Source organism: Candidatus Goldiibacteriota bacterium HGW-Goldbacteria-1, from assembly GCA_002839855.1.
GTDB lineage: Bacteria > Oederibacteriota > PGYV01 > PGYV01 > PGYV01 > PGYV01.
The window spans coordinates 154,691-176,047 of record PGYV01000002.1; the positions used below are offsets into that span (position 1 = coordinate 154,691).

Consider the following 21,357-nt stretch of genomic DNA (forward strand, 5'->3'; position numbering starts at 1 on the left):
GCCGTGCCCCAGAGGGTACGCCCACCATATTTTAAAAATATCATACGGCCGTGCCCCAGAGGGTACGCCCACCATATTTAGCATCTTGTCATTTTTACAGCTAATGTAGCCTGTCTGCATAAATAAAAAAAGCGCGGTTTCCCGCGCTTTTTTTATTTATATCAGATGATTTAATACTTTAGTATTTAACGTCAGGCGGAGGAGGGCAGTAAACTGCCGCTTCCGGGTTGTAATACATTGTGGCGGCGTGTGCCGCGCCGTTGTTGGTGTGCTGAATTATAAGGTGTATCTGGTCAAGGCCGTCGCATGTTGCCATAGGCGCCGTGTAGGTTCCTTCAAGTACAAGTTCTTCTCCGGCTGCTATTGAAACATCCCTCCAGTACATCATTGAATCGCCGGGCATTGCTTCTCCCTTAGCTACCGAAACATTCTGCGGGTAAGGGTACCACCATCTGTCGCATTCATCGGACTCATAATATTCATGAATAGCGGCAACGTCAAGGTGTTCATAATTACGGTTGCCGGTATTTTTAATGCGTACTTCATAGTTCATGGGCAGGCCTATGTAATATCCGGCATAACCTTCGGCTGTATAAAAATACGGCGCTTCAAATACTATGTCAATGTCCAGCCATTTTAATTCTCCGGCGTGCTCGCCGATTCCCTGAATGTGGCCGGCGGTAATTGTGGTTACATCCCAGTCAACAGAGCCGTCTGTAGGGTCTGTTGTGTAGGTGTATTCGGTGTTAACAGGAATATCGCCATTTTCCGCTATGGCTGTTGCCCATGCTGTCGGGACTGCCTGCGGCCCTGTAACAGCGCCTATTTCTTCTTTTGATGGGGAAGTGGGATTAACGCCTGTATCGCATGAAATGAAAAGCAAACCTGCAGATAAAACCATTGAAACAATCAATAACATTTTCTTCATTATTAATACCTCCCTAATAGACATATATTGAATCAACAATTTGTTTGATGAGAAAGTATATAATTATATTTCAACTTTGTCAAATCTGCACGTTAGGTATTTTGTAAGGTGCGATTTTTAACCGGTTTAAAGGATATTATTTTGATTATCAAAAACATCCCTTCTTGTAAAAATCCTTTTAATTGATATAATATGCCTATCCCCGAATTGACCGAACGGGGATAATACTGCGGTCACAGGAGTGATGGAAATGTTAAAAGATGTAGAAAAGAAACTTGAAAGCGTAGTAGAGAATTTAAGGAAGAATCACTTTAAAGTAACCCGGGTTGATAATCTGGAAGCTGCCAAAGATGAAATGCTTAAACTTATAGGCGAAGATGAAGTGGTGGGAGTGGGCGGGTCACAGAGCGTGCGTGAGACCGGAATAATAGAAGAGCTGATAAACAGGGGAAATAAAGTGATTCACCACTGGCTTCCGGGCACTTTTATTGAAGAGATAAAGGATGCCAGAAGAAGGGCTGTGCGCCTTGCCGACACTTATCTTACAAGCACAAACGGTATCACCCTTGATGGTTTTCTGGTGAATATGGATACTTTTGGCAACCGGGTATCCGCCATGATATACGGCCCAAAAAAAGTCATCATAGTTGCCGGAATAAATAAAATAGTTAAAAACGTTGATGATGCTTTTAAAAGGATAAGGGGAGAAGTGGCGGTAAGAAACGCGCAAAGGCTTAATATGGACAACCCCAATAAACTGTGCAAAGTAGCTTCGATAATTTATGAACGCCCGGATGATACAGATATTACAATAATACTGGTCGGCGTGGAAACCGGTTATTAATCCGCACCGTCTTTAAGGAGCAGCCATGAAAAAACAGATAAGCCTTAATGGTATTTGGGATTTTAGAGCGCAGGGACAATACAGAAAGATAAAAGTGCCGTCAAACTGGTATTTGCAGGGCTGTGATTTTGCCGGCCGGGCGGAGTATTCAAGGAAATTTACCCTTAAAAAAAAGAGCGGTAAAAAATATAAGATTGCGTTTAAAGGCGTTGATTACTTTGCGGATGTTTATATAAATGGCAAATTCGCGGGCAGCCACGAAGGCTACTTTCAGCATTTTAATTTTGACGCGACAGCTGTTTTAAGAAGCGGCAGTAACGAAATAACCTTAAAAGTTAATTCGCCAAAAGAGCCGGAAGAAAAATGGCCGGATGAAAAATACCTTATTAAAGGCATATTTAACCACCATGACGCAAGGCCGGGGTCCTGGTCAAAGAAATACGGACAGGACAAGAATACCGGCGGTATATGGAATGATGTATATATTGAAGAGACGGATGAAATAGAGATATGCAGGATTAAGATAACCCCGTGCCTTAAGGATGACGGGATATGGAACGTTGGAAGCGAAATCATAATAGAAAATAGTTTAAAATCACCGGTAAAGGCAAAGCTTGCAAAAACAATAAAACCGGAAACCTTTAAAGGCAAACCATTAACCATAAAAAGGGATGTCATTTTATATCCCGGTAAAAATACTTTCTTATTGCATACGGATATTGCACAGCCGCACCTGTGGTGGACCTGGGATTTTGGAACCCCTGATTTGTATAATTTTTCATATTCCATCGCCGCTGAAAACGGGATTAAGGATACTTACGCTGACATAAGCGGTATTAAAGAACTTAAAAAAGGCGCGGATAATTTATGGTACTTAAACGGAAAAAGGATATTCCTGCGCGGTTCCAACATAATTCCCACGCAGTGGCTGTCGGAATACACAGAGGATAAAATAAAGAAAGATGTAAAGATGATGAAAGAGGCAAATTTAAACACTATAAGGGTGCACGCCCATGTAAACAGGGAAGAGCTTTACCGTGAATTTGACAGGCAGGGAATAATGATATGGCAGGATTTCGCGCTGCAGTGGAGCTATGAAACCACCCCTGAATTTATGGAAAACGCCTCGCGCCAGATAAAGGATATGATTAACCTCCATTACAACAGGCCAAGCATTGCCATCTGGTGCTGCCATAATGAACCTTCGGTAAACGCAAAACAGCTTGACCCTGTACTGTACAGAAAAGCCCGTGAAGAAGATTCCGTGCGATACATTGAACAGTCTTCCGATTTTAAGCAGCACCCTTATCAGGGGTGGTATTATGACAGTAATTTCATAACATCATCATCCACGCTGGACAGCCTTAAAGACGCTTTTATTAATACCGAATACGGCGCGCAGGCGCTGCCGTGCATGGAGACCATGAAAAAGATGGAAAAAATAGCAGCCGCAGGCATGTGGCCGCCGGATTTTGAAGCGTGGGAATACCACGATTTTCAGTTTAAGACCACTTTTGACATCGCGCGGGTTAATAAAGGGAATTCGCTTCAGGAATTCATAGAAAATTCACAGCAGTATCAGGCCGATTATTTAAAAGAGCAGACAGAGACATTCAGGCTGCAGCGGTATAAAAGCCTTAACGGGCTTTTACAGTTTATGTTCTGCGAATGCTGGCCGTCTATTACATGGGCGGTGGTGGACTATTACAGAAATCCCAAAAAAGGTTATTATCAGCTTAAGGAATCCATGCAGCCTGTTTTGCCGGGCTTTCGCCTTTTTACCACAAGAATCGCGCAGGGCGATGACATAGGGTTTGGGCAGTTATGGAGCATGGTCTTTATAATCAACGACACGCTTAAAACCTTAACTGACACTGTATTAAAAATAACTCTTACCGGGCCGGATAAAAAAGAGTATTTTTCAGAGACACAAAAACTTGGTGCTATAATGCCGGACAGCCTTACTTTTCCTTTTCAGGGCGTAACAAACATAAAAAGTAATTTATTTAAAGCCCCGGAAAATGCCATTTTAGGAAGACACACAATGAATATCACGCTTAATGATTCCAAAGGAAAAGTAATTGGGGTAAATTCCTACAGCTACGAAATTGTTAAGTCTAATAAAAGAGGCAATAATTGAAACTTATAACCTCGCATTTTAACCTTGATTTTGACGGGCTTGCGTCAATGGTGGCGGCGTCAAAACTTAATGAAGGTGCTGTCATGTACCTGCCGTGGAGCTTTGGCCCGGAAGTCAGGCGTTTTTATACTTTCTTTAAACATAAATTTAAGGTGTTAAAAGAAAAGGACATTGATTTTTCAAAGGTTGAAAAAGTAATAATTGTGGATGCCATGTCGCGCGTGCTTTCGCCCGCGCTTAAAAAAATCATTGAAGAAAAATCAATTGAAACTGTTATTTATGACCACCACATGACCGAAGATAAAATAAGCGGCGGCAATGTTAAAATTATAAAAACAGCATACGGCGCGTGCACCACGTATTTTGTGGAAGAATTATTAAATAAGGGAATTGAAATTTCACAGGACGAAGCCATGCTGTTTATGCTGGGAATTTTTGCGGATACGTCCAGTTTTACAAGTATTAATACCACGCCTACGGACATGCGCGTTGCAGCCAAGCTTATGGAAAAAAATGTAAATATGAAGGCTTTTTCGGACTTCTTAAAAGAACACTTTGAAACGCCTCAGATAAAGCTTTTTGACAGGCTTCTAAAGAACCTGCAGGTTTTTGACATGCGCGGGCATAAGATTCTTTTAACCTACGCGCGCCTTACAGAACACGTGCAGCAGCTTGCCGACGTGACATCACATATCATGAGCATGAACGCAGCGGACGCCATTGTGTCGGTGGTGCAGATGGGCAACAAGATATTTGTGGTGGGCAGGAGCAGCGATGAAAAAATAGATATAAGCAGGGTGGTGCTGCAGTTTCAGGGCGGCGGCCATAAAACCGCTGCCGCGGCTGTAATCTCGGTTAAAAAAGGCGTGGCAATAAAAAGCATACGTGACAAGGTTTATGAAGCCATGCTTGAAACAGTTCAGGATAGGTTCACGGTCAGCGATATTATGACATCTCCGGTGCGTGCTATTTCTCCGGAACTTACCATGGAAGAAGCTTACAGGATCTGCATCCGTTTTAACAATAACGGCCTGCCGATAGTAAAAGATAATAAGTTAATCGGCTTCATAACAAAAGAAGATATTGAAAAGGGCATCCTTCACAACCTTGGTTCTATTCCCGTAAGCGGCTACATGAGCGGAAATGTAATTACCGCCGAGGAAAGTTTTTCAATTATGAAGGCGCAGCAGATTATGATTAAATACAATATAGGGCACCTGCCTGTGGTAAAAGACGGAAAATTAACCGGCATACTGACAAGGGCGGATATTTTTGAGTTTCTTTACAAAGAAAAGCCCATAAAAAAAGAGAAGATTATTTTTCACGAAAAAGATATTAATATGAAAGATAAGATGGAAGAAAAGCTGGACAAGGACACTTACGGCCTTATCATGAAGATAGGGGAATATGCCGATGAAATGGGCGTTAACGCGTATCTTGTGGGCGGCATAGTAAGGGATCTTTTTTTGAATGAAAAAGATATGGACATTGATATCACCGTGGAAGGCGACGGTATGCAGTTCGCCAGATTTCTGGCGGATAAAATGGGCGGCGCGTATAAAGGGTTTGAAAGGTTTAAAACGGGCAAGGTTTTCCTTGATAAGGGCAGGCGGATAGATGTCACCAGCGCGCGCGCCGAGTTTTATGAATTTCCGGCGGCGCTTCCTGAAATAGAATTTACCCCTATCAGATACGACCTTTACAGAAGGGATTTCACCATTAATGCCATGGCTGTGCAGATTAACAGGCAGTACTTTGGAAAATTTACCGATTATTTTAACGGGTTTGAAGACCTAAATAACGGCATTATAAGGACTCTTTATAATATGAGTTTTATTGACGACCCCACAAGGATATTAAGGGCCGTGCGTTTTGAGCAGAGATATAATTTCAAAATAGAAGAAAACACGCAGCGGTTCATTGAACAGACTTTAAAATACAACATTTTTGAAAACCTGCCCGGCGAACGCATAAAGGATGAACTGTTTATATCGCTTGATGAAGCCAATCCGTACAAGGTTTTCAAACGCATGCATGACATGAATATACTTTCAAGGCTTGGGAAAAAATTCAGGCTGGATATGACGGTTGATAAAATGCAGCAGAAAGCCGCGGCGTTTGTGCCGGAAAAATTAAAACCGCTGGTATATTTTATGATATTTACCTATAACATGCCTGAAGAGGATTTTCTGCTGCTGGTTGATAAGTTAAAGTTTAAAACAGAGTGGCGCGACGCTGTGGCAGCCGGAAAAAAAGACGAGGACAAAGTATTTAAGGGGCTGCATAAAAAAGCCGCGGATAACAGCGAAATTTACGCGCTTTTAAAAGGGTACAGGGATGAAACCCTGTATTACTTTATGGCGGCGTGCGACAGTGATTACGTGAAAAACAGGATAGAAAACTATATTCATAATTTAAAAAACATTAAGCTTGAAATATCGGGCAGGGATTTAAAAGAGATGAAAATAAAGACAGGGCCGGAATACGGCAGGCTTCTTGAAAAGGTATTGGATGCAAAACTTGACGGCAAAATAAAGTCAAAAAATGAAGAGCTGGGATACATAAAGAAGTTATTAAAAAATAAAAGGTGAAATGATATGGATTTTTTTGAAGCTGTAAAAAACAGGCGGAGCATAAGAAAATATAAAGCGGGCGCGAAAATAGAAAAAGAAACCCTTGTTGAAATTGCACAGGCGGGCTGCCTTGCGCCAAGCGCGCGGTCTGTGAATCCATGGAAATTTGTAATTCTAACTGAAAAAGACAGAATTAACGGCCTTCAAAAAATAATAGGAAATAACGGCAGTTTTCTTACAGAAGCGTCTGCCGCCATTGTCATAATCTGCGAAGACACCAGATATTACCTTGAAGACGGCTGTGCCGCAGCCGAAAACATGCTGCTGGCCGCTGCAGCGCTTAATTTGGGTGCGTGCTGGATAGCGGGGGATAAGAAAGATTACAGTGATGATGTCCTTAAATATCTTGAAGTTCCTGCCGGATACAGGCTTATATGCAGTATTGCCATTGGTGTTCCTGATGAATTTCCTGTTAAGGAAAAACCCAAAGCGCAGGATGTAATAAGATGGGAAAAGTACCAATAATAAAAGCGGAACAAATAACTGTTGACAATTATTTGTTAATGTTATATATTTCTTTATCCTTAAAGGGTATGTGAATAAGGAATTTTTTTTATTTGATTAGGAGGACTTTTTTTACATGAAGACTTTCATCGCAACAAAGGAAACGGTTCAGAGAAAATGGTACATCGTTGACGCCGACGGTAAGGTTCTTGGCCGCATGGCATCAAGGATAGCATCTGTATTAAGAGGCAAACACAAGGCAACTTACACACCCCAGGTTGACACGGGGGATTTTGTTATCGTTGTAAACGTGGAAAAGCTTATTCTTACAGGAAAGAAGATGGAAAAGAAAGTTTACCAGAGCCACAGCGGTTATCCAAACGGTTTTAAAGAAGAAACGTTTGAATCCCTTATGGCAAGAAGGCCTGAAAAAGTTCTTGAAGAAGCGGTTAAAGGGATGCTTCCTAAAACCAAGCTTGGCAAGGATATGCTTACAAAGTTAAGAATTTTTAAAGGACCAAAGCACACGTTTACTTCAATCAAACCGTTAGAACTTAAATAAGGAGGAACCTTAAATTGGCTTCAGTATTATATGGAACAGGAAGAAGAAAGACATCAATAGCTAAAGTATGGGTAAAAAACGGAACAGGTAAAGTTACTGTTAACGGAAAAGACGTAAAGGAATTTTTTAACAGAAGCACGCATATTGACCATTTAATGGAACCGCTGGAAGCAATTACAGCGTCCGGAAAATATGACCTTAACTGCAAGACGCTTGGCGGCGGACAGACAGGCCAGGCAGGCGCAATAAGGATGGGCGTTGCAAGGGCCCTTTCAAAAACAGATGAAAACACGCACACGATTCTTTCAAAGGGCGGATTTTTAATGCGCGATGACAGAATGGTTGAAAGAAAGAAATACGGTAAAAAGAAAGCCAGAAGGTCTTTCCAGTTCAGCAAACGTTAATCGCAACTTTAACATACAAAGCCCGGGTCAAAAGCCCGGGCTTTTTTTTTAACTTAAAGATTGTTTATAATTTATGGGAGCGGGGGAAAATATGAAATATAAAAAACTTGGCGGAAGTAATCTTGAAATATCCACAATAGGGCTTGGTATGTTTGCCACGGGAGGAGAAGGGTGGAAGTTTGCGTGGGGGCCGCAGGATGACAATGAAACTATTAACGCTGTTAACGCTTCGCTTGACTGCGGAATTAACTGGGTGGATACCGCGCCCGCGTACGGGCTTGGCCACGCGGAAACAGTCCTTGGAAAAGCAATTAAGGGCAAACGAGATAAGTTATATATTTTCACCAAGTGCGGAAGGGTGTGGGATGATAAGGGCGATATGTCCGCGGTACTTGATAAAGAATCTGTAATAAAAGAGTGCGATGACAGTTTAAAAAGGCTTGATATTGATTGCATAGACCTTTATCAGATACACTGGCCGCAGCCCGATGAAAAAATTGAAGAGGCGTGGGAAGCGATATGTGATTTGAAAAAAGCGGGTAAGATAAAATACGCGGGCGTGTCAAATTTTAACGGGGCTCAGATGAAACGCGTGCAGGATATCGCGCCGGTAACATCGCTGCAGCCGCCGTACAGTTTAATGCGCCGTGAAGCGGCGGTGGATTTTAAGTTCTGTGAAGAAAACAATATAGGAATTATAGTTTATAGCCCGATGGCAAAAGGGCTATTATCAGGCAAGTATAACAAGGATAATGTATCGGCGTTTGCTGAAACGGACCACAGAAAAAATGATGATATGTTCAAGGGTGATAATTTAGAAAAAGCATTACGTCTTGTTGAACTGATGAAACCAATGGCGGTTATCAGGGGATGCGAAGTCTCCAATATCGCGGTGGCATGGACGCTTTCAAACAGCGCCGTCACAGGCGCTATCTGCGGGGCGCGCAGCGCCAAACAGGCAAAGACAAATGCCGTATCTGCGGATATTACGCTTACGCGGGAAGAATTAAATTTATTAAACAGCTGATATAAAAGGAGGGTTTATGGCATCGTGGGGAACGGCAATTTCCTCAAATGATACATATGAAACAATAAGAGACGCCTTTTTTGAAAAATATGATGACGGCGCGGAAGTAAAGGATATTACAGAGAATATTTTAAAGGAATACAAAGAGCTTTACGAAAACCCTGAAGAATTAAATAACTTCTGGTTCGCGCTGGCGAAATTTCAGTGGGAATGTAAAGCGCTGGATAAAGAGATTTTTGAAAGGGTTAAGGGGATAATAGATTCCGGAAGTGATATAGAACTATGGAAAAAAACAGAGGATGTTCAGGAAGAGGATATATTAAGACGCCAGAAGGTATTAAGGAAATTTATTGAAGAACTGTCATCTGAAAAATTTACGGCAAGGAAAAGAAAAAATATATAGTTGAGGTGCTGATATGAAAAGAAAAATTGATCTGAACATAGATATGTCATCAATAAAGAACCATCAGGATTACAGGGCAGTGTGGGATGACCTTTGTCCCATTGAGATTAAAATGGTGGAGCAGTACGAAGAGTGTAAACACAAAATAGGCGATACATTTATATACGAAAACCCTTATACAAAACCTGCCGGGCTTTGCGGCGCGCTTATGCATGTCGCGGAGCTGTATCTGTGGCGCGCGGAACTTGGGTTTCCGTCATGGAATGAGGATAACAGAAGGGTATTCAGGGTGCATTGTCCTGACGCAAAAGGGACGGTATGGGAAATAAGGAAGGTGGAGAAGAAATGAACATATATTTGACTTTAAGGAAAATACTGTTTTTGACGGGCGTGATTGTTATTCTTCAGATGCTTACCGGTTGTGCAACATATCAATCGCGCTATTACAGGGATGGAATCCGGATTAAAAAATTGGAATTGAAAAAGCCAATGGCAGGATTTACCGCAGATAACAATATGGCGGTTTTAAAAAAACGTACGGTAATTTTGCCTTTTGAAGACAGGCGGGATATCAATGAAATATATGTTGGGACGTCTGAACCGATTTCTCTCCTTTTTGCAGGCGCTTTTTCTGATGCCGCTTCAGAATCGCTTATCTTTAAGAGTTCGGGCCTTCCGGGATTTGATGAACTGCACATGAAGGGAATAAAGCTTGAAGAAAAAAATATCCGTAAATTACTTGCCGGGTTTAGCGCTGAATATTTACTTGGCGGAACTGTCGATAAGTTTGAAATAAAAATAGAAAACCGTAATGTTATGGATGTTTATCTAAATGTTTCTGCGGAAGGTTCTGTTTATCTCTGCAGCGCAGACAGTGGAATGATTTACAAAAGTACTTTTCAGGCGAATGAGAACATTAAGGTTGATTATAGTGTTGCGCCTTATGGAGGATATAACGGAATAGAGATGTCCGGTCAAAAGATTAAAGATTTTATTTATAAAGTAGCAATAAAGGAAATTGATAAAATATTTAATAAAGCAGATAGGATTAATGCAAATCTGCCGATAAAAACCGGTTTGCCTGCACAAACCCTGCAATATCCGCCGGATTGGCCTTGTCCGATATATTCTGAAACGGATATCGCAAGAGCAGAGATGGGGGCTCAGGCAGCGGGTTATATTGGCGCGTTTGCCGGAGCGTTGGCAGGCTCGGGTATAGCTATTGCAGCGGCAGGCGGAAATGATTCAGGTTTGGTTGTAGGGATTGCGGCCGGGTGCGCCGGGGCAGGGCTTGGATATCTTGCAGGCTGGTTAATCGGGCAGGGAATGATTGATAATGACATTGAAAAAGCTAAGTTTATTGCTTCAGCTGATGGATTTATAATTACGCATAATTTTGATTTCTGAAAGCGCTGAAGAAGTTTATTGAAGAGCTGTCTTTTGAAAAAATTATGGTAAGAAAAAGAAAAAACGTATAATAATGGCGGATTGACACCACATCATATGTGATGTATAATTGATTTGAATAAAACATAGAGGGACAGAGATGAAAGTAATATACTATTTTACAAGGTCAGGCAGGAAGCCTGTATTTGATTTTATTGAAGAACAGGGCGAAAAAGAACAGGCAAAGATATACCGTAATATTTCGATGCTGCGGGAACAAGGTTATATGCTGCATAGGCCCTATGCGGCAAAGATTACAGAAAAGATCCATGAATTAAGGGTTGAAGCAGTACAGGATAATTTCAGGGTATTGTATTATTTTAATTTTGGCGAGCGTGTTGTTCTTTTACACGCTTTTAAGAAAAAGACTCAAAAGTTAAACCGTGGTGATATAGAAACCGCGGAAAACAGAATGAAAGATTTTATTGAAAGAATTGAAAAGGGAGAAGTGATTATATGAAAAAAATAAAACTGGCAGACGAGGACAAGTTTTTTGATAATGTACTGAATCGAAAGCTTAAAAATAAGGTGTTTAAAGATGCTTATGAAGCCGAAGGTCTGCGCCTTCAGCTTGCTCATGAACTTTATGAAGCAAGGCGTAAAAGGCATATTTCACAGAAAAAACTTGCCGATAAACTGAAAATGCCGCAGCAGCAGATATCAAGGATTGAAATGGGAAATCAGAATATCACACTTGATACGCTTAGCCGGATAACGTCTGCTTTAAATGTAAGGGCGGATGTGAAGTTAAAGTTGTTGTAGTGATTGTCAGCTGACTGTATAAATTATGAGGAAAAATTAATGTAATAATAATAAACTGAAGGTCTGAAAAATAGCTTGCAGATACTGAAAAAGTACCAGTAAAAAGTTCGGAGAAAAAGTTCAGAGAAAAGTTCGGAGAAAAGTTCGGAGAAAAGTTCGGAGAAAAGTTCGGAGAAAAGTTCGGAGAAAATACTTGCCATGTTTCGTAAGAATCCAAAGATGTCCGCTGCGCAAGCTTCTGAAATACTTGGTATTACAAGTCGTGGTGTTGAAAAACAGATTTCAGCGCTGAAAAAAGCAGGAATACTTAAAAGGATAGGCGGGGACAAAGGTGGATATTGGAAAGTGAAATGAATATTATTATAGAAGACGGTTTGAATTTGAGAAAGGATGGGAACTATGAAAGTTGAATATGCCCAAGGTTTAGATGGTCCGAAAGTTATAATGATAATTTTGTTTTTTATAATATTGTGGTGCATCATCAATTATTTATCTTCGAAAAAATCAGGATGGAATGAAATTGCAATTATATTTGGTCTGAAAAACGAAAATATTAAAAATATTAAATGGTTTGAAGTTATAGAGGCTTGGACTGAAAATTGTTATTTTTATGGCGGACTGTTATATTTTGCGATCAGAGATAAAAACATATTGTTAAAAGTAATACCGTTGTTTTCGATAGGATACCAAAAGCTTAGTATTCCGCTTCAACACATTGAATATAAAGAATGGAATAGCATATTCGGGATCCGATATTATATAATTACTTTCAAAAATATTGAGCATTTAAAGTTGAAAATACATAAAAGCGTGATATGGAAAAGCGGTTTGGCATCTAGGCTGGGTATGGTAAAGGGAAAGTGATAATTATTTAAATCAAATTTTATTTTTAGTGTTATATTTTCATTTGACAGATGATATATAAAATGGTATAAATTTATTAATAAAAAAAACGGAGGAAACAAATGGCACACGCGGCAATAGCAAAAATTAACGCCGCAACCATTCTGTCCTCTACAACCCTTTTACTAACAGTCACGGTCCTTCTAGTCGGATTAGTGCGACTTACAGTCGTCCTTTAACGGACAACTGGGCGCAAAAATCCGGCACCAACTTTAACAAACCCAATCAAAAACGATTTTTGCGCCGTAAAAGGTCTATTTTGCTATATTTTTACGGACTTTTAAGGCTAAAAAACCCTATTTTTTTAAGGGTTTTATGGTTGAAGCAAGTGCCATTTTTTGATATAATTTTTAAGTTTTATCTTTACAGTTAAATGGTTAATATCACGTAAAACAGGAGGATTATTATGAGAAGCGATAAGATGACAAAAGGCCCGGAACGGGCTCCGCACAGGTCACTTTTTAAAGCTATCGGATACACTGACGAAGAATTAAAAAGGCCTATAATAGGCGTTGTGAATTCATTTAATGAAGTTATTCCGGGGCATATTCATCTGCGTACAATTGCTGACGCCGTGAAAGCGGGCGTAAGAATGGCAGGTGGCACGCCAATGGAATTTCCGGCAATCGGCGTGTGCGACGGAATCGCGATGGGACATCAGGGAATGAAGTATTCACTTGTATCACGCGAATATATTGCTGACAGCATTGAAATAATGGGAATGGCATATCCTTTTGATGGGCTTGTTTTTATACCAAACTGCGATAAAGTTGTTCCGGGAATGCTTATGGCGGCAGCGCGCTTGAACATACCAAGCGTTTTTATAAGCGGCGGCGCTATGCTTGCCGGCAAGTATAAAGGCAAAAACTACGATCTTATATCCGGCGGTTTTGAAGCTGTGGGCGAATGCGCCAACGGAAAAATAACAGAGAAAGAACTTGAAGCCATTGAAAACGTAAGCTGCCCAACCTGCGGTTCCTGTTCCGGTATGTTTACCGCGAACACAATGAACTGCATGACAGAAGTGCTGGGATTGGGTTTGCCCGGCAACGGTACCATTCCCGCTGTTTATTCCGAAAGGATAAGGCTTGCCAAAACAGCAGGCATGCAGATTATGGAAATGGTGGAAAAAGATATTAAGCCGCGCGACATACTTACTGAAAAAGCATTTGAAAACGCGTTCACGCTTGACGTGGCGCTTGGCGGTTCCACAAATACAATTCTTCACCTTCCGGCAATCGCGCACGAAGCCGGCTTTGAATTCGGGCTGGCAAAGATAAACTCTATCAGCGACAAAACGCCCACGCTGTGCAAATTGTCACCGGCACTTTTGCCGACAGGCGGACAGCATTACATACAGGACCTTTATGAAGCCGGCGGCGTGCAGGCAGTTATTAAAGAGCTTGCCAAAAAGAACCTTGTGCACCTTGACCTTATGACAGTTACCGGAAAAAAGATAAAAGACAATATTAAAGATGTTGAAAATATAAATCCAAACGTGATAAGGACGCCGGATAACGCGTATTCGCCAAAAGGCGGACTTGCCATACTGTTTGGAAATTTAGCTCCCAACGGCGCTGTTGTAAAGCAGGCGGCTGTTGCTCCGGAGATGATGAAACGGGAGGCCAGGGCCAGGGTTTTTGAGTCCGAAGAAGACGCGCAAAAAGCGATTCTTGGGAAAAAGATCAAGCCCGGTGATGTAGTGGTTATAAGGTACGAAGGCCCAAAAGGCGGCCCCGGAATGCGCGAAATGCTTGCGCCCACCGCGGCAATAGCCGGAATGGGATTGGATAAAGAAGTCGCGCTTTTAACCGACGGCAGGTTTTCAGGCGGAACACGCGGAGCCGCAATAGGCCACGTATCGCCTGAAGCGATGGAAGGCGGCGTAATTGCGATAGTAAAAGAAGGCGACATAATCGAGATAAATATTCCGGAGAAAAAACTTGAATTAAAAGTTTCTCAGGATGAGATAGATAAAAGGTTCGCGGCATGGACGTGCCCCGAACCGAAAGTAAAGACAGGAGTCCTTTACCGTTATTCAAAGAACGTAACTTCCGCGTCAACCGGCGCGGTTTTTAAAGACTAAAAAATAAACACAAGGAGCCATTTATGAACGGAGCAAAAATATTACTTGAATGCCTGAAAAAAGAAGGCGTGGACACGGTGTTCGGATACCCGGGCGGCGTTGTGCTTCCGCTTTTTGATGAAATCTATAACGAAAAAGCCATTAAACTTGTTCTTGTACGCCATGAACAGGGCGCGGCGCATATGGCTGACGGTTATTCGCGTTCCACGGGAAAGACAGGCGTATGCCTTGCCACATCCGGGCCGGGAGCTACAAACCTTGTAACCGGAATAGCCACAGCGTATATGGATTCAATCCCCATGGTGGCATTAACGGGTCAGGTTAACAGCAGCCTTATCGGCAATGACGCTTTTCAGGAAGCTGACATGGTGGGAATAACCCGCCCGATAGTTAAACACAACTATCTGGTTAAAGATGTTAAGGACCTTGCGCAGACAATTAAAAACGCTTTTCACATCGCGTCCACCGGAAGGCCGGGGCCTGTGCTTGTTGACCTGCCGAAAGATGTTTTTACTTCGGAATTAGAGTTTTCAAAATATCCTGATCAGCCGCTGTTAAGGGGTTACAAACCCACTTATGACGGCAGCAAGGTTCAGATAAAGAAAGCCGCGGAGATGATTGAGAAAGCACAGAGGCCGCTTTTATACGTGGGCGGCGGAGTGGTGCTTTCAAACGCGTCGGAAGAGCTGATTAAATTCGCGGAAAAGACTGATATTCCGATAACCACAACACTTATGGCAATGGATGTAATGCCGTCAAACCATAAATTAAACCTGGGTATGCTTGGAATGCACGGTACAAAGTTCGCCAACTACGCTGTTCAGGAATCTGACCTATTAATAGCGGTCGGCGCGCGTTTTGACGACAGGGTTACCGGGAAGGTTGCGGATTTTGCGCCGCACGCGGACATAATTCACATTGATATAGACCCGTCCGCTATCAGCAAAATTATTAAAGTGGACCTGCCGATAGTTGGTTCGGCAAAAAATATACTTCCGGAACTGACAAAAGAGGTAAAGAAAAAAGAACACAAAGAGTGGAATACTCAGATATCGCAGTGGAAGAAAGATTTCCCGCTGTCTTACCGCGACAGTGATTCGGAAATAAAGCCGCAGTATGTAATTCAGAAAATATCAGAAATGGTAAAAGATGACACCATAATCACCACGGAAGTGGGGCAGCACCAGATGTGGACAGCGCAGTTTTACAGATTCAGAAAAAACAGGACGTTTTTAACATCCGGCGGGCTTGGGACAATGGGTTATGGATTTCCCGCGGCAATCGGCGCGCAGGCAGGAAACCCGGACAAGCTTGTTATAGACATAGCCGGAGACGGTTCCATACAGATGAATATTCAGGAACTTGCCACAGCGGTAAAATATAAGCTGCCTGTAAAAGTGGCAATTCTTAACAATGGTTATCTTGGAATGGTAAGGCAGTGGCAGGAGCTTTTTTACGGGAAACGTTATTCACACACAATTATTGATAACAGCGTTGACTTTGTGAAACTTGCCGAAGCGTACGGCGCCAAAGGGATAAGGATTGACAAAAAGCAGGATGTAGAAAAAGCCCTTAAAGAGGCGTTTGCGTATGACGGGCCGGTAATAATGGACTTTATCACAGCACGTGAAGAAAACGTATGGCCCATGGTTCCGGCAGGCGCGGCGCTTGGAAAAATGATAGAAGGAGAGCTGGCCTAAACAGCCGGTTGGGTGAACTGACATGACAAAAACAAAAACAATTTCGGTAATAGTGGAAAACCAGCCGGGAGTGCTGGCAAGGATAGCAGGGCTTTTTTCCGGACGCGCGTACAACATTGATTCGCTTGCGGTAGGGGAAACAGAAGACAAGTCAACTTCGCGCATGACCATAATGGCAACCGGAGACGAACTTGTGCTGGACCAGATAGTAAAGCAGTTAAACAAACTGATAGACGTTATTAAAGTTGTGGATATGTCGCAGGAAAGTTATGTGGAAAGGGAGCTTGCGCTTATCAAGGTAAATGTGGCAGGCAAGGATAAAACAGAGCTGATGAATATTGTAAACGTGTTCAGGGCAAGGATAGTTGACGCCACAAACGAAACGTACATGATTGAAGTGACGGGGACAGATGAAAAGATAACGGCGCTGACGGAACTTGTAAAACCTTTCGGCATACAGGAAATGTCAAGGACAGGCGCTGTGGCATTAACAAGGGGTAAAAGGTAAAAAAATGAAATATAAAAAACTTTTTGAAGGGAGAAATTAGAAATGAAAACTTACTATGACAAAGACGCAGATTTAAAGGTTTTAAAAGGCAAGAAAGTGGCTGTTATCGGCTACGGTTCACAGGGACACGCGCATTCGCTTAACATGATGGAAAGCGGAATTGACGTAAGGGTGGGTTTAAGAAAGACATCCAAGCACTGGGCAGAAGCAAAGAAAGCCGGATTAAAGGTTGTTGAAATTGAACAGGCGGCAAAAGAAGCGGACGTAATAATGATGCTGGTTCCGGATCAGACACAGTCGGAAATCTATTACGCGCACATTGAAAAGTACTTAACAGAAGGCAAAGCACTGGCTTTCGCGCACGGCTTCAGCATTCACTTTAAAGAAATCAAAGCCCCGAAAAATATCGACATCATCATGATAGCCCCTAAAGGGCCGGGACACATGGTACGCAGGGTTTACACAGAAGGAAAAGGCGTTCCGTCGCTTATCGCAATCTATCAGGACTTTACGGGTAATGCAAGAAAGATAGCTCTTTCCTATGCCAAGGCAATCGGCGGCACAAGGGCGGGCGTTCTTGAAACAACATTCAAAGAAGAGTGCGAAACAGACCTTTTCGGCGAACAGGTTGTGCTTTGCGGCGGCATCAGCTCTTTAATCATGGCGGGTTTTGAAACGCTTGTGGAAGCGGGATATGCACCTGAAATGGCGTATTTTGAATGCCTTCACGAAACAAAGCTTATCGTAGATTTAATCTATGAGGGCGGAATTGCCAACATGAGGTATTCAATCTCTGATACCGCGAAATACGGCGACATTACACGCGGCCCAAGGATAGTAAACGCGGAAACAAAGAAAGAGATGAAGAAATGCCTGCAGGAAATACAGTCGGGCCAGTTTGCAAAAGAATGGATGGCGGAATACAGGGCGGGAAAACCTAACTTTAATATGCTTCTTAAAAAAGACGCCAACCACCAGATAGAGAAAGTGGGAGAAAAGTTAAGGGCGATGATGGCATGGAAACACAAATCGCTAATCGAAGGAAAGAAAAAGACGGCAAAGAAGACAGCAAAAAAAGCAAAATAATAATTTCATATCCGGAAGAAAGCGCGGTTTAAAGCCGCGCTTTCTTCCGCCTAAATAGTAAAATATAAGGAGATTACATATGGCACAGGATAAAGTAATCATATTTGACACCACATTAAGGGACGGCGAGCAGGTACCGGGCGCGTCGCTTACTAAAAATGAAAAAATACAGATAGCCCTTCAGCTTGAAAAACTTGGGGTTGATGTCATAGAAGCCGGTTTTCCCATGTCCTCGCCGGGAGACTTAATATCGGTCGCGGAAATAGCAAAAGCGGTAAAAAAACCCATAATAGCCGGGCTTTGCCGCGCCGTACGCAAAGATATTGACGCGTGCAGGGAAGCTTTTAAAAAGACAAGCAAAGGGCGCATTCACACTTTTATCGGCACATCGCCCCAGCATGTGCATTACATCACCCGCACCACAGAAGAAGAAGTTCTCCGCAGGGCAATTGACGCGGTAAAATACGCAAGGAATTATTGCGGCGATGTTGAATTTTCCGCAATGGACGCCACCCGCACGGATTTTGATTACCTTTGCAGAATAGTGGAAGAAGTAATTAAAGCCGGCGCGCGTACTGTTGACATTCCCGACTCTGTAGGCTACGCGGAACCATATGAATACGGCAACCTGATTAAAAAACTTATGAACACAGTCCCGAATATAAATAAAGCCGTGATAGCGGTTCACTGCCACAACGATCTTGGCATGGCAACGGCAAATTCCCTGATGGCTGTTTTAAACGGAGCCAGGCAGGTGGAATGTACCATTAACGGGCTGGGAGAGCGCGCGGGCAATGCGGCGCTGGAAGAAATTGTAATGGCAATGCAGGTAAGAAAAGATATTTATAAAACTGTCACCAACATCAACACAGAAGAAATTTACAGGACATCAAAGCTTGTAACCAGGCTTACAGGAATGCCTGTTCAGCCGAATAAATCTGTTGTCGGCGAAAACGCGTTCGCGCACGCGTCCGGAATTCATCAGGACGCCATTTTAAAGCACGAATCCACTTTTGGCATAATGACTCCGCAGGCAATCGGCATTCCGGGGCATGAACTGGTATTAACCGCGCGTTCCGGCAAACACGCGCTGCAGCACAGGCTGAATTACCTTGGCTATAAGATTTCTGACGCGCAGCTGCCTGATACGTACGCGAAATTCCTGACAATTGCGGATAAGAAAAAAGAAGTTTTTGATGAAGACCTTGTACGCATGATGGAAGGTAATGACGCAAGCTCGCACGGTATTTACAACCTGGATTATATTTATGTGGCCACCGGCAATAAAATAGTACCGACAGCCACCCTTGAAATTACCAAAGACGGCAAGTCGTGCACAAAAGCGGCGGTTGGCGACGGGCCGGTGGATGCTATGTACAAAGCAATAAACGAAATAACCGGAGAAAATAACCTTAAGCTTACGGATTACCAGATAAAGGCAGTTACAAAAGGCACGGAAGCCATGGGTGAAGTGACGGTAAGAGTGGCAAAAGAAGGCAATGAAGTGACAGGGCGCGGCGCTTCAACGGATATCCTTGAAGCAAGCGCGAAAGCGTACCTTTCGGCAATTACAAAACTTTCAATGGATAAGAAAAATTCAGATGTAAAGAAAGCTGCGGTAAAGAAAGCAAAAAATAAAAAAGCGGCAAAAAAATAATATAAGCAAAAGGAGAGTCTATAATGGGAATGAACATTGCGGAAAAGATATTAGCCGCCAAAAGCGGCAAGAAACAGGTGGAACCCGGTGAACTGGTAATAGCGGATATTGACCTTGTACTGGCAAACGACATCACAGCGCCCATTGCAATAAAAGAATTTAAAGGCGCCGGCGCCACAAAAGTATGGGACCGCACAAAAGTCGCGCTTGTACCGGACCACTTTACCCCGAACAAGGATATTAAGTCAGCGGAACAGGCAAAGATGTTAAGGGAATTCGCGCATGAGCAGAAACTTACTCATTATTATGACCAGTCAGATGTCGGCATAGAGCACGCACTTCTGCCGGAACAGGGCGTAGTGGTGCCGGGAGACCTTGTAATAGGCGCGGATTCGCATACCTGCACATACGGCGCGCTTGGCGCGTTTGCCACGGGTGTGGGCTCAACTGATGCCGCTTTTGGTATGATGACCGGAAAAGCTTGGTTTAAGGTTCCGCCTTCAATAAAGTTTGTATATAAAGGAAAGCTTAATAAATGGGTAAGTTCAAAGGATTTAATACTGCACACAATAGGCGATATAGGCGTGGACGGAGCCCTGTATAAAGCAATGGAATTTACAGGCCCGGTCATTGACAAACTTTCAATGGATGCAAGGCTTACAATTTCTAACATGGCGATAGAAGCCGGCGGAAAAGCGGGCCTTATGAATCCGGACGAGACCACAATGGAATATGTAAAAAAGCGCGCCGAGCATAAATGGAAAGTATACACAAGCGATAAGGACGCGAAATACGAAAATGTTATAGAGTATGACTGCTCTAAAATAGAGCCTGTGGTATCGTGCCCGCATCTGCCGGAAAATACAAAGCCGGCTTCAAAACTTTCTAAAGTAGTCATAGATCAGTCGGTTATCGGGTCATGCACCAACGGCAGAATGGAAGATTTAAGGATAGCAGCCAAAATTTTAAAAGGTAAAAAGATAAACTCCCGCGTAAGGTGCCTTATTTTTCCCGGAACAAAAGAAATTTACATGCAGGCGATACACGAAGGGCTTGTGGATATTTTTGTCGGCGCGGGCGCCATATTCAGCATGCCCACGTGCGGGCCGTGCCTTGGAGGCCACATGGGAATTCTGGCAAAAGGTGAAGTTGCAATTTCCACGACAAACAGAAATTTTGTAGGCAGAATGGGTCATACGGAATCATCCGTATATCTTTCTTCGCCCGCTATAGCTGCAGCATCGGCCATCCTTGGCAGGATAGGCACACCTGATGAGATTAAAAAATAACGGAGGATAATATGAACATAAAAGGGAAAGTATGGAAGTTTAAGGATGACGTTGATACGGATCTTATAATTCCGGCAAGGTATTTAAATACATCCGACCCTGTGGAACTTGCAAAGCACTGCATGGAAGACGCGGATAAAACTTTTGCCGGCAAGGTAGGTAAGGGCGACATTATAGTGGCGGGAAAAAACTTCGGCTGCGGAAGTTCGCGCGAACACGCGCCTGTGGCTATTAAGGCTGTAGGAGTGTCATGTGTTATAGCCAAAGATTTTGCCAGGATTTTTTACAGGAATTCATTTAATATCGGCCTTCCCATATTTGAATCTGAAGAAGCGTCCGCAAAGATTGCCGAAGGCGATACCGTGGAAATTGACGCGGCAAAGGGCGTAATTAAAAACATTACAAAAAACGAAACATACAAAGTAAAACCCATTCCGCCTTTTATGCAGGAACTTGTGGAAGCGGGCGGGCTTTTAAAGTACGCGAAAACAAAATACAAGATAAAATAAGAAATTCAAAATCAGATAAAAACTGA

Annotated in this window: 22 protein-coding genes; 21 read left to right on the top strand and 1 reads right to left on the bottom strand. The window is 42.7% G+C overall.

The window, feature by feature from the left end; all coding sequences use genetic code 11:
* Window positions 1-178: 178 nt before the first annotated feature.
* The gene (locus tag CVV21_02165; protein PKL92586.1) at window positions 179-928 is read right to left on the bottom strand and encodes a hypothetical protein; all 750 of its coding nucleotides are present in this window, start codon (window positions 926-928) and stop codon (window positions 179-181) included.
* Between the two features lie 244 nt (window positions 929-1,172).
* On the opposite strand from CVV21_02165, the gene CVV21_02170 reads away from it, so the two are divergent.
* The 21 genes from CVV21_02170 to leuD all read left to right on the top strand — a co-directional run bounded on the left by CVV21_02170 (window position 1,173) and on the right by leuD (window position 21,331).
* Window positions 1,173-1,772, top strand: coding sequence for a lactate utilization protein (locus CVV21_02170; protein ID PKL92587.1), 600 nt, complete (start codon window positions 1,173-1,175; stop codon window positions 1,770-1,772).
* Window positions 1,773-1,797: 25 nt separating this feature from the next.
* Complete coding sequence (locus tag CVV21_02175) at window positions 1,798-3,912, top strand: beta-galactosidase (GenBank protein ID PKL92588.1); 2,115 nt, start codon at window positions 1,798-1,800, stop codon at window positions 3,910-3,912.
* Window positions 3,909-6,503 carry a hypothetical protein gene (locus tag CVV21_02180; GenBank protein PKL92589.1) on the top strand — a complete coding sequence of 865 codons (2,595 nt, stop codon included), beginning with the start codon at window positions 3,909-3,911 and terminating at the stop codon, window positions 6,501-6,503. Before CVV21_02175 ends, CVV21_02180 begins: the two co-directional genes overlap by 4 nt.
* A 6-nt stretch (window positions 6,504-6,509) precedes the next feature.
* Complete coding sequence (locus CVV21_02185; protein PKL92590.1) at window positions 6,510-7,010, top strand: nitroreductase family protein; 501 nt, start codon at window positions 6,510-6,512, stop codon at window positions 7,008-7,010.
* Window positions 7,011-7,125: 115 nt separating this feature from the next.
* The gene (locus CVV21_02190; GenBank protein ID PKL92591.1) at window positions 7,126-7,551 is read left to right on the top strand and encodes a 50S ribosomal protein L13; all 426 of its coding nucleotides are present in this window, start codon (window positions 7,126-7,128) and stop codon (window positions 7,549-7,551) included.
* 14 nt (window positions 7,552-7,565) lie between these two features.
* Complete coding sequence (locus tag CVV21_02195) at window positions 7,566-7,955, top strand: 30S ribosomal protein S9 (protein ID PKL92592.1); 390 nt, start codon at window positions 7,566-7,568, stop codon at window positions 7,953-7,955.
* Window positions 7,956-8,028: 73 nt separating this feature from the next.
* Window positions 8,029-8,982: an aldo/keto reductase gene (locus CVV21_02200; protein PKL92593.1), complete on the top strand. Its 954-nt coding sequence runs from the start codon at window positions 8,029-8,031 to the stop codon at window positions 8,980-8,982.
* A gap of 16 nt (window positions 8,983-8,998) precedes the next feature.
* Window positions 8,999-9,385: a hypothetical protein gene (locus tag CVV21_02205; protein PKL92594.1), complete on the top strand. Its 387-nt coding sequence runs from the start codon at window positions 8,999-9,001 to the stop codon at window positions 9,383-9,385.
* 13 nt (window positions 9,386-9,398) lie between these two features.
* Window positions 9,399-9,734, top strand: coding sequence for a hypothetical protein (locus CVV21_02210; GenBank protein PKL92595.1), 336 nt, complete (start codon window positions 9,399-9,401; stop codon window positions 9,732-9,734).
* Complete coding sequence (locus tag CVV21_02215) at window positions 9,731-10,792, top strand: hypothetical protein (protein PKL92596.1); 1,062 nt, start codon at window positions 9,731-9,733, stop codon at window positions 10,790-10,792. Before CVV21_02210 ends, CVV21_02215 begins: the two co-directional genes overlap by 4 nt.
* A gap of 139 nt (window positions 10,793-10,931) precedes the next feature.
* Window positions 10,932-11,291, top strand: a complete 360-nt coding sequence (locus tag CVV21_02220) for a type II toxin-antitoxin system RelE/ParE family toxin (protein ID PKL92597.1) — start codon at window positions 10,932-10,934, stop codon at window positions 11,289-11,291.
* A complete protein-coding gene (locus tag CVV21_02225) occupies window positions 11,288-11,593 on the top strand; it encodes a transcriptional regulator (GenBank protein PKL92598.1) in 306 nt (101 codons plus the stop codon). Before CVV21_02220 ends, CVV21_02225 begins: the two co-directional genes overlap by 4 nt.
* 198 nt (window positions 11,594-11,791) lie before the next feature.
* Window positions 11,792-11,947, top strand: a complete 156-nt coding sequence (locus tag CVV21_02230) for a hypothetical protein (GenBank protein ID PKL92599.1) — start codon at window positions 11,792-11,794, stop codon at window positions 11,945-11,947.
* Window positions 11,948-11,992: 45 nt separating this feature from the next.
* A complete protein-coding gene (locus tag CVV21_02235) occupies window positions 11,993-12,457 on the top strand; it encodes a hypothetical protein (GenBank protein ID PKL92600.1) in 465 nt (154 codons plus the stop codon).
* Between the two features lie 445 nt (window positions 12,458-12,902).
* Window positions 12,903-14,582, top strand: coding sequence for a dihydroxy-acid dehydratase (ilvD, locus tag CVV21_02240; GenBank protein ID PKL92601.1), 1,680 nt, complete (start codon window positions 12,903-12,905; stop codon window positions 14,580-14,582).
* Between the two features lie 23 nt (window positions 14,583-14,605).
* Window positions 14,606-16,282: an acetolactate synthase, large subunit, biosynthetic type gene (gene ilvB / locus CVV21_02245; protein PKL92602.1), complete on the top strand. Its 1,677-nt coding sequence runs from the start codon at window positions 14,606-14,608 to the stop codon at window positions 16,280-16,282.
* Window positions 16,283-16,304: 22 nt separating this feature from the next.
* Entirely contained in the window at window positions 16,305-16,790 is a 486-nt protein-coding gene (locus CVV21_02250; GenBank protein ID PKL92603.1) for an acetolactate synthase small subunit, read from the top strand.
* Between the two features lie 42 nt (window positions 16,791-16,832).
* Entirely contained in the window at window positions 16,833-17,876 is a 1,044-nt protein-coding gene (locus tag CVV21_02255; GenBank protein ID PKL92604.1) for a ketol-acid reductoisomerase, read from the top strand.
* Between the two features lie 79 nt (window positions 17,877-17,955).
* Window positions 17,956-19,533 carry a 2-isopropylmalate synthase gene (locus CVV21_02260; GenBank protein PKL92605.1) on the top strand — a complete coding sequence of 526 codons (1,578 nt, stop codon included), beginning with the start codon at window positions 17,956-17,958 and terminating at the stop codon, window positions 19,531-19,533.
* A 23-nt stretch (window positions 19,534-19,556) separates the two neighbouring features.
* Window positions 19,557-20,822, top strand: coding sequence for a 3-isopropylmalate dehydratase large subunit (gene leuC / locus CVV21_02265; protein PKL92606.1), 1,266 nt, complete (start codon window positions 19,557-19,559; stop codon window positions 20,820-20,822).
* A gap of 11 nt (window positions 20,823-20,833) precedes the next feature.
* Complete coding sequence (leuD, locus tag CVV21_02270; GenBank protein PKL92607.1) at window positions 20,834-21,331, top strand: 3-isopropylmalate dehydratase small subunit; 498 nt, start codon at window positions 20,834-20,836, stop codon at window positions 21,329-21,331.
* Window positions 21,332-21,357: the final 26 nt, after the last annotated feature.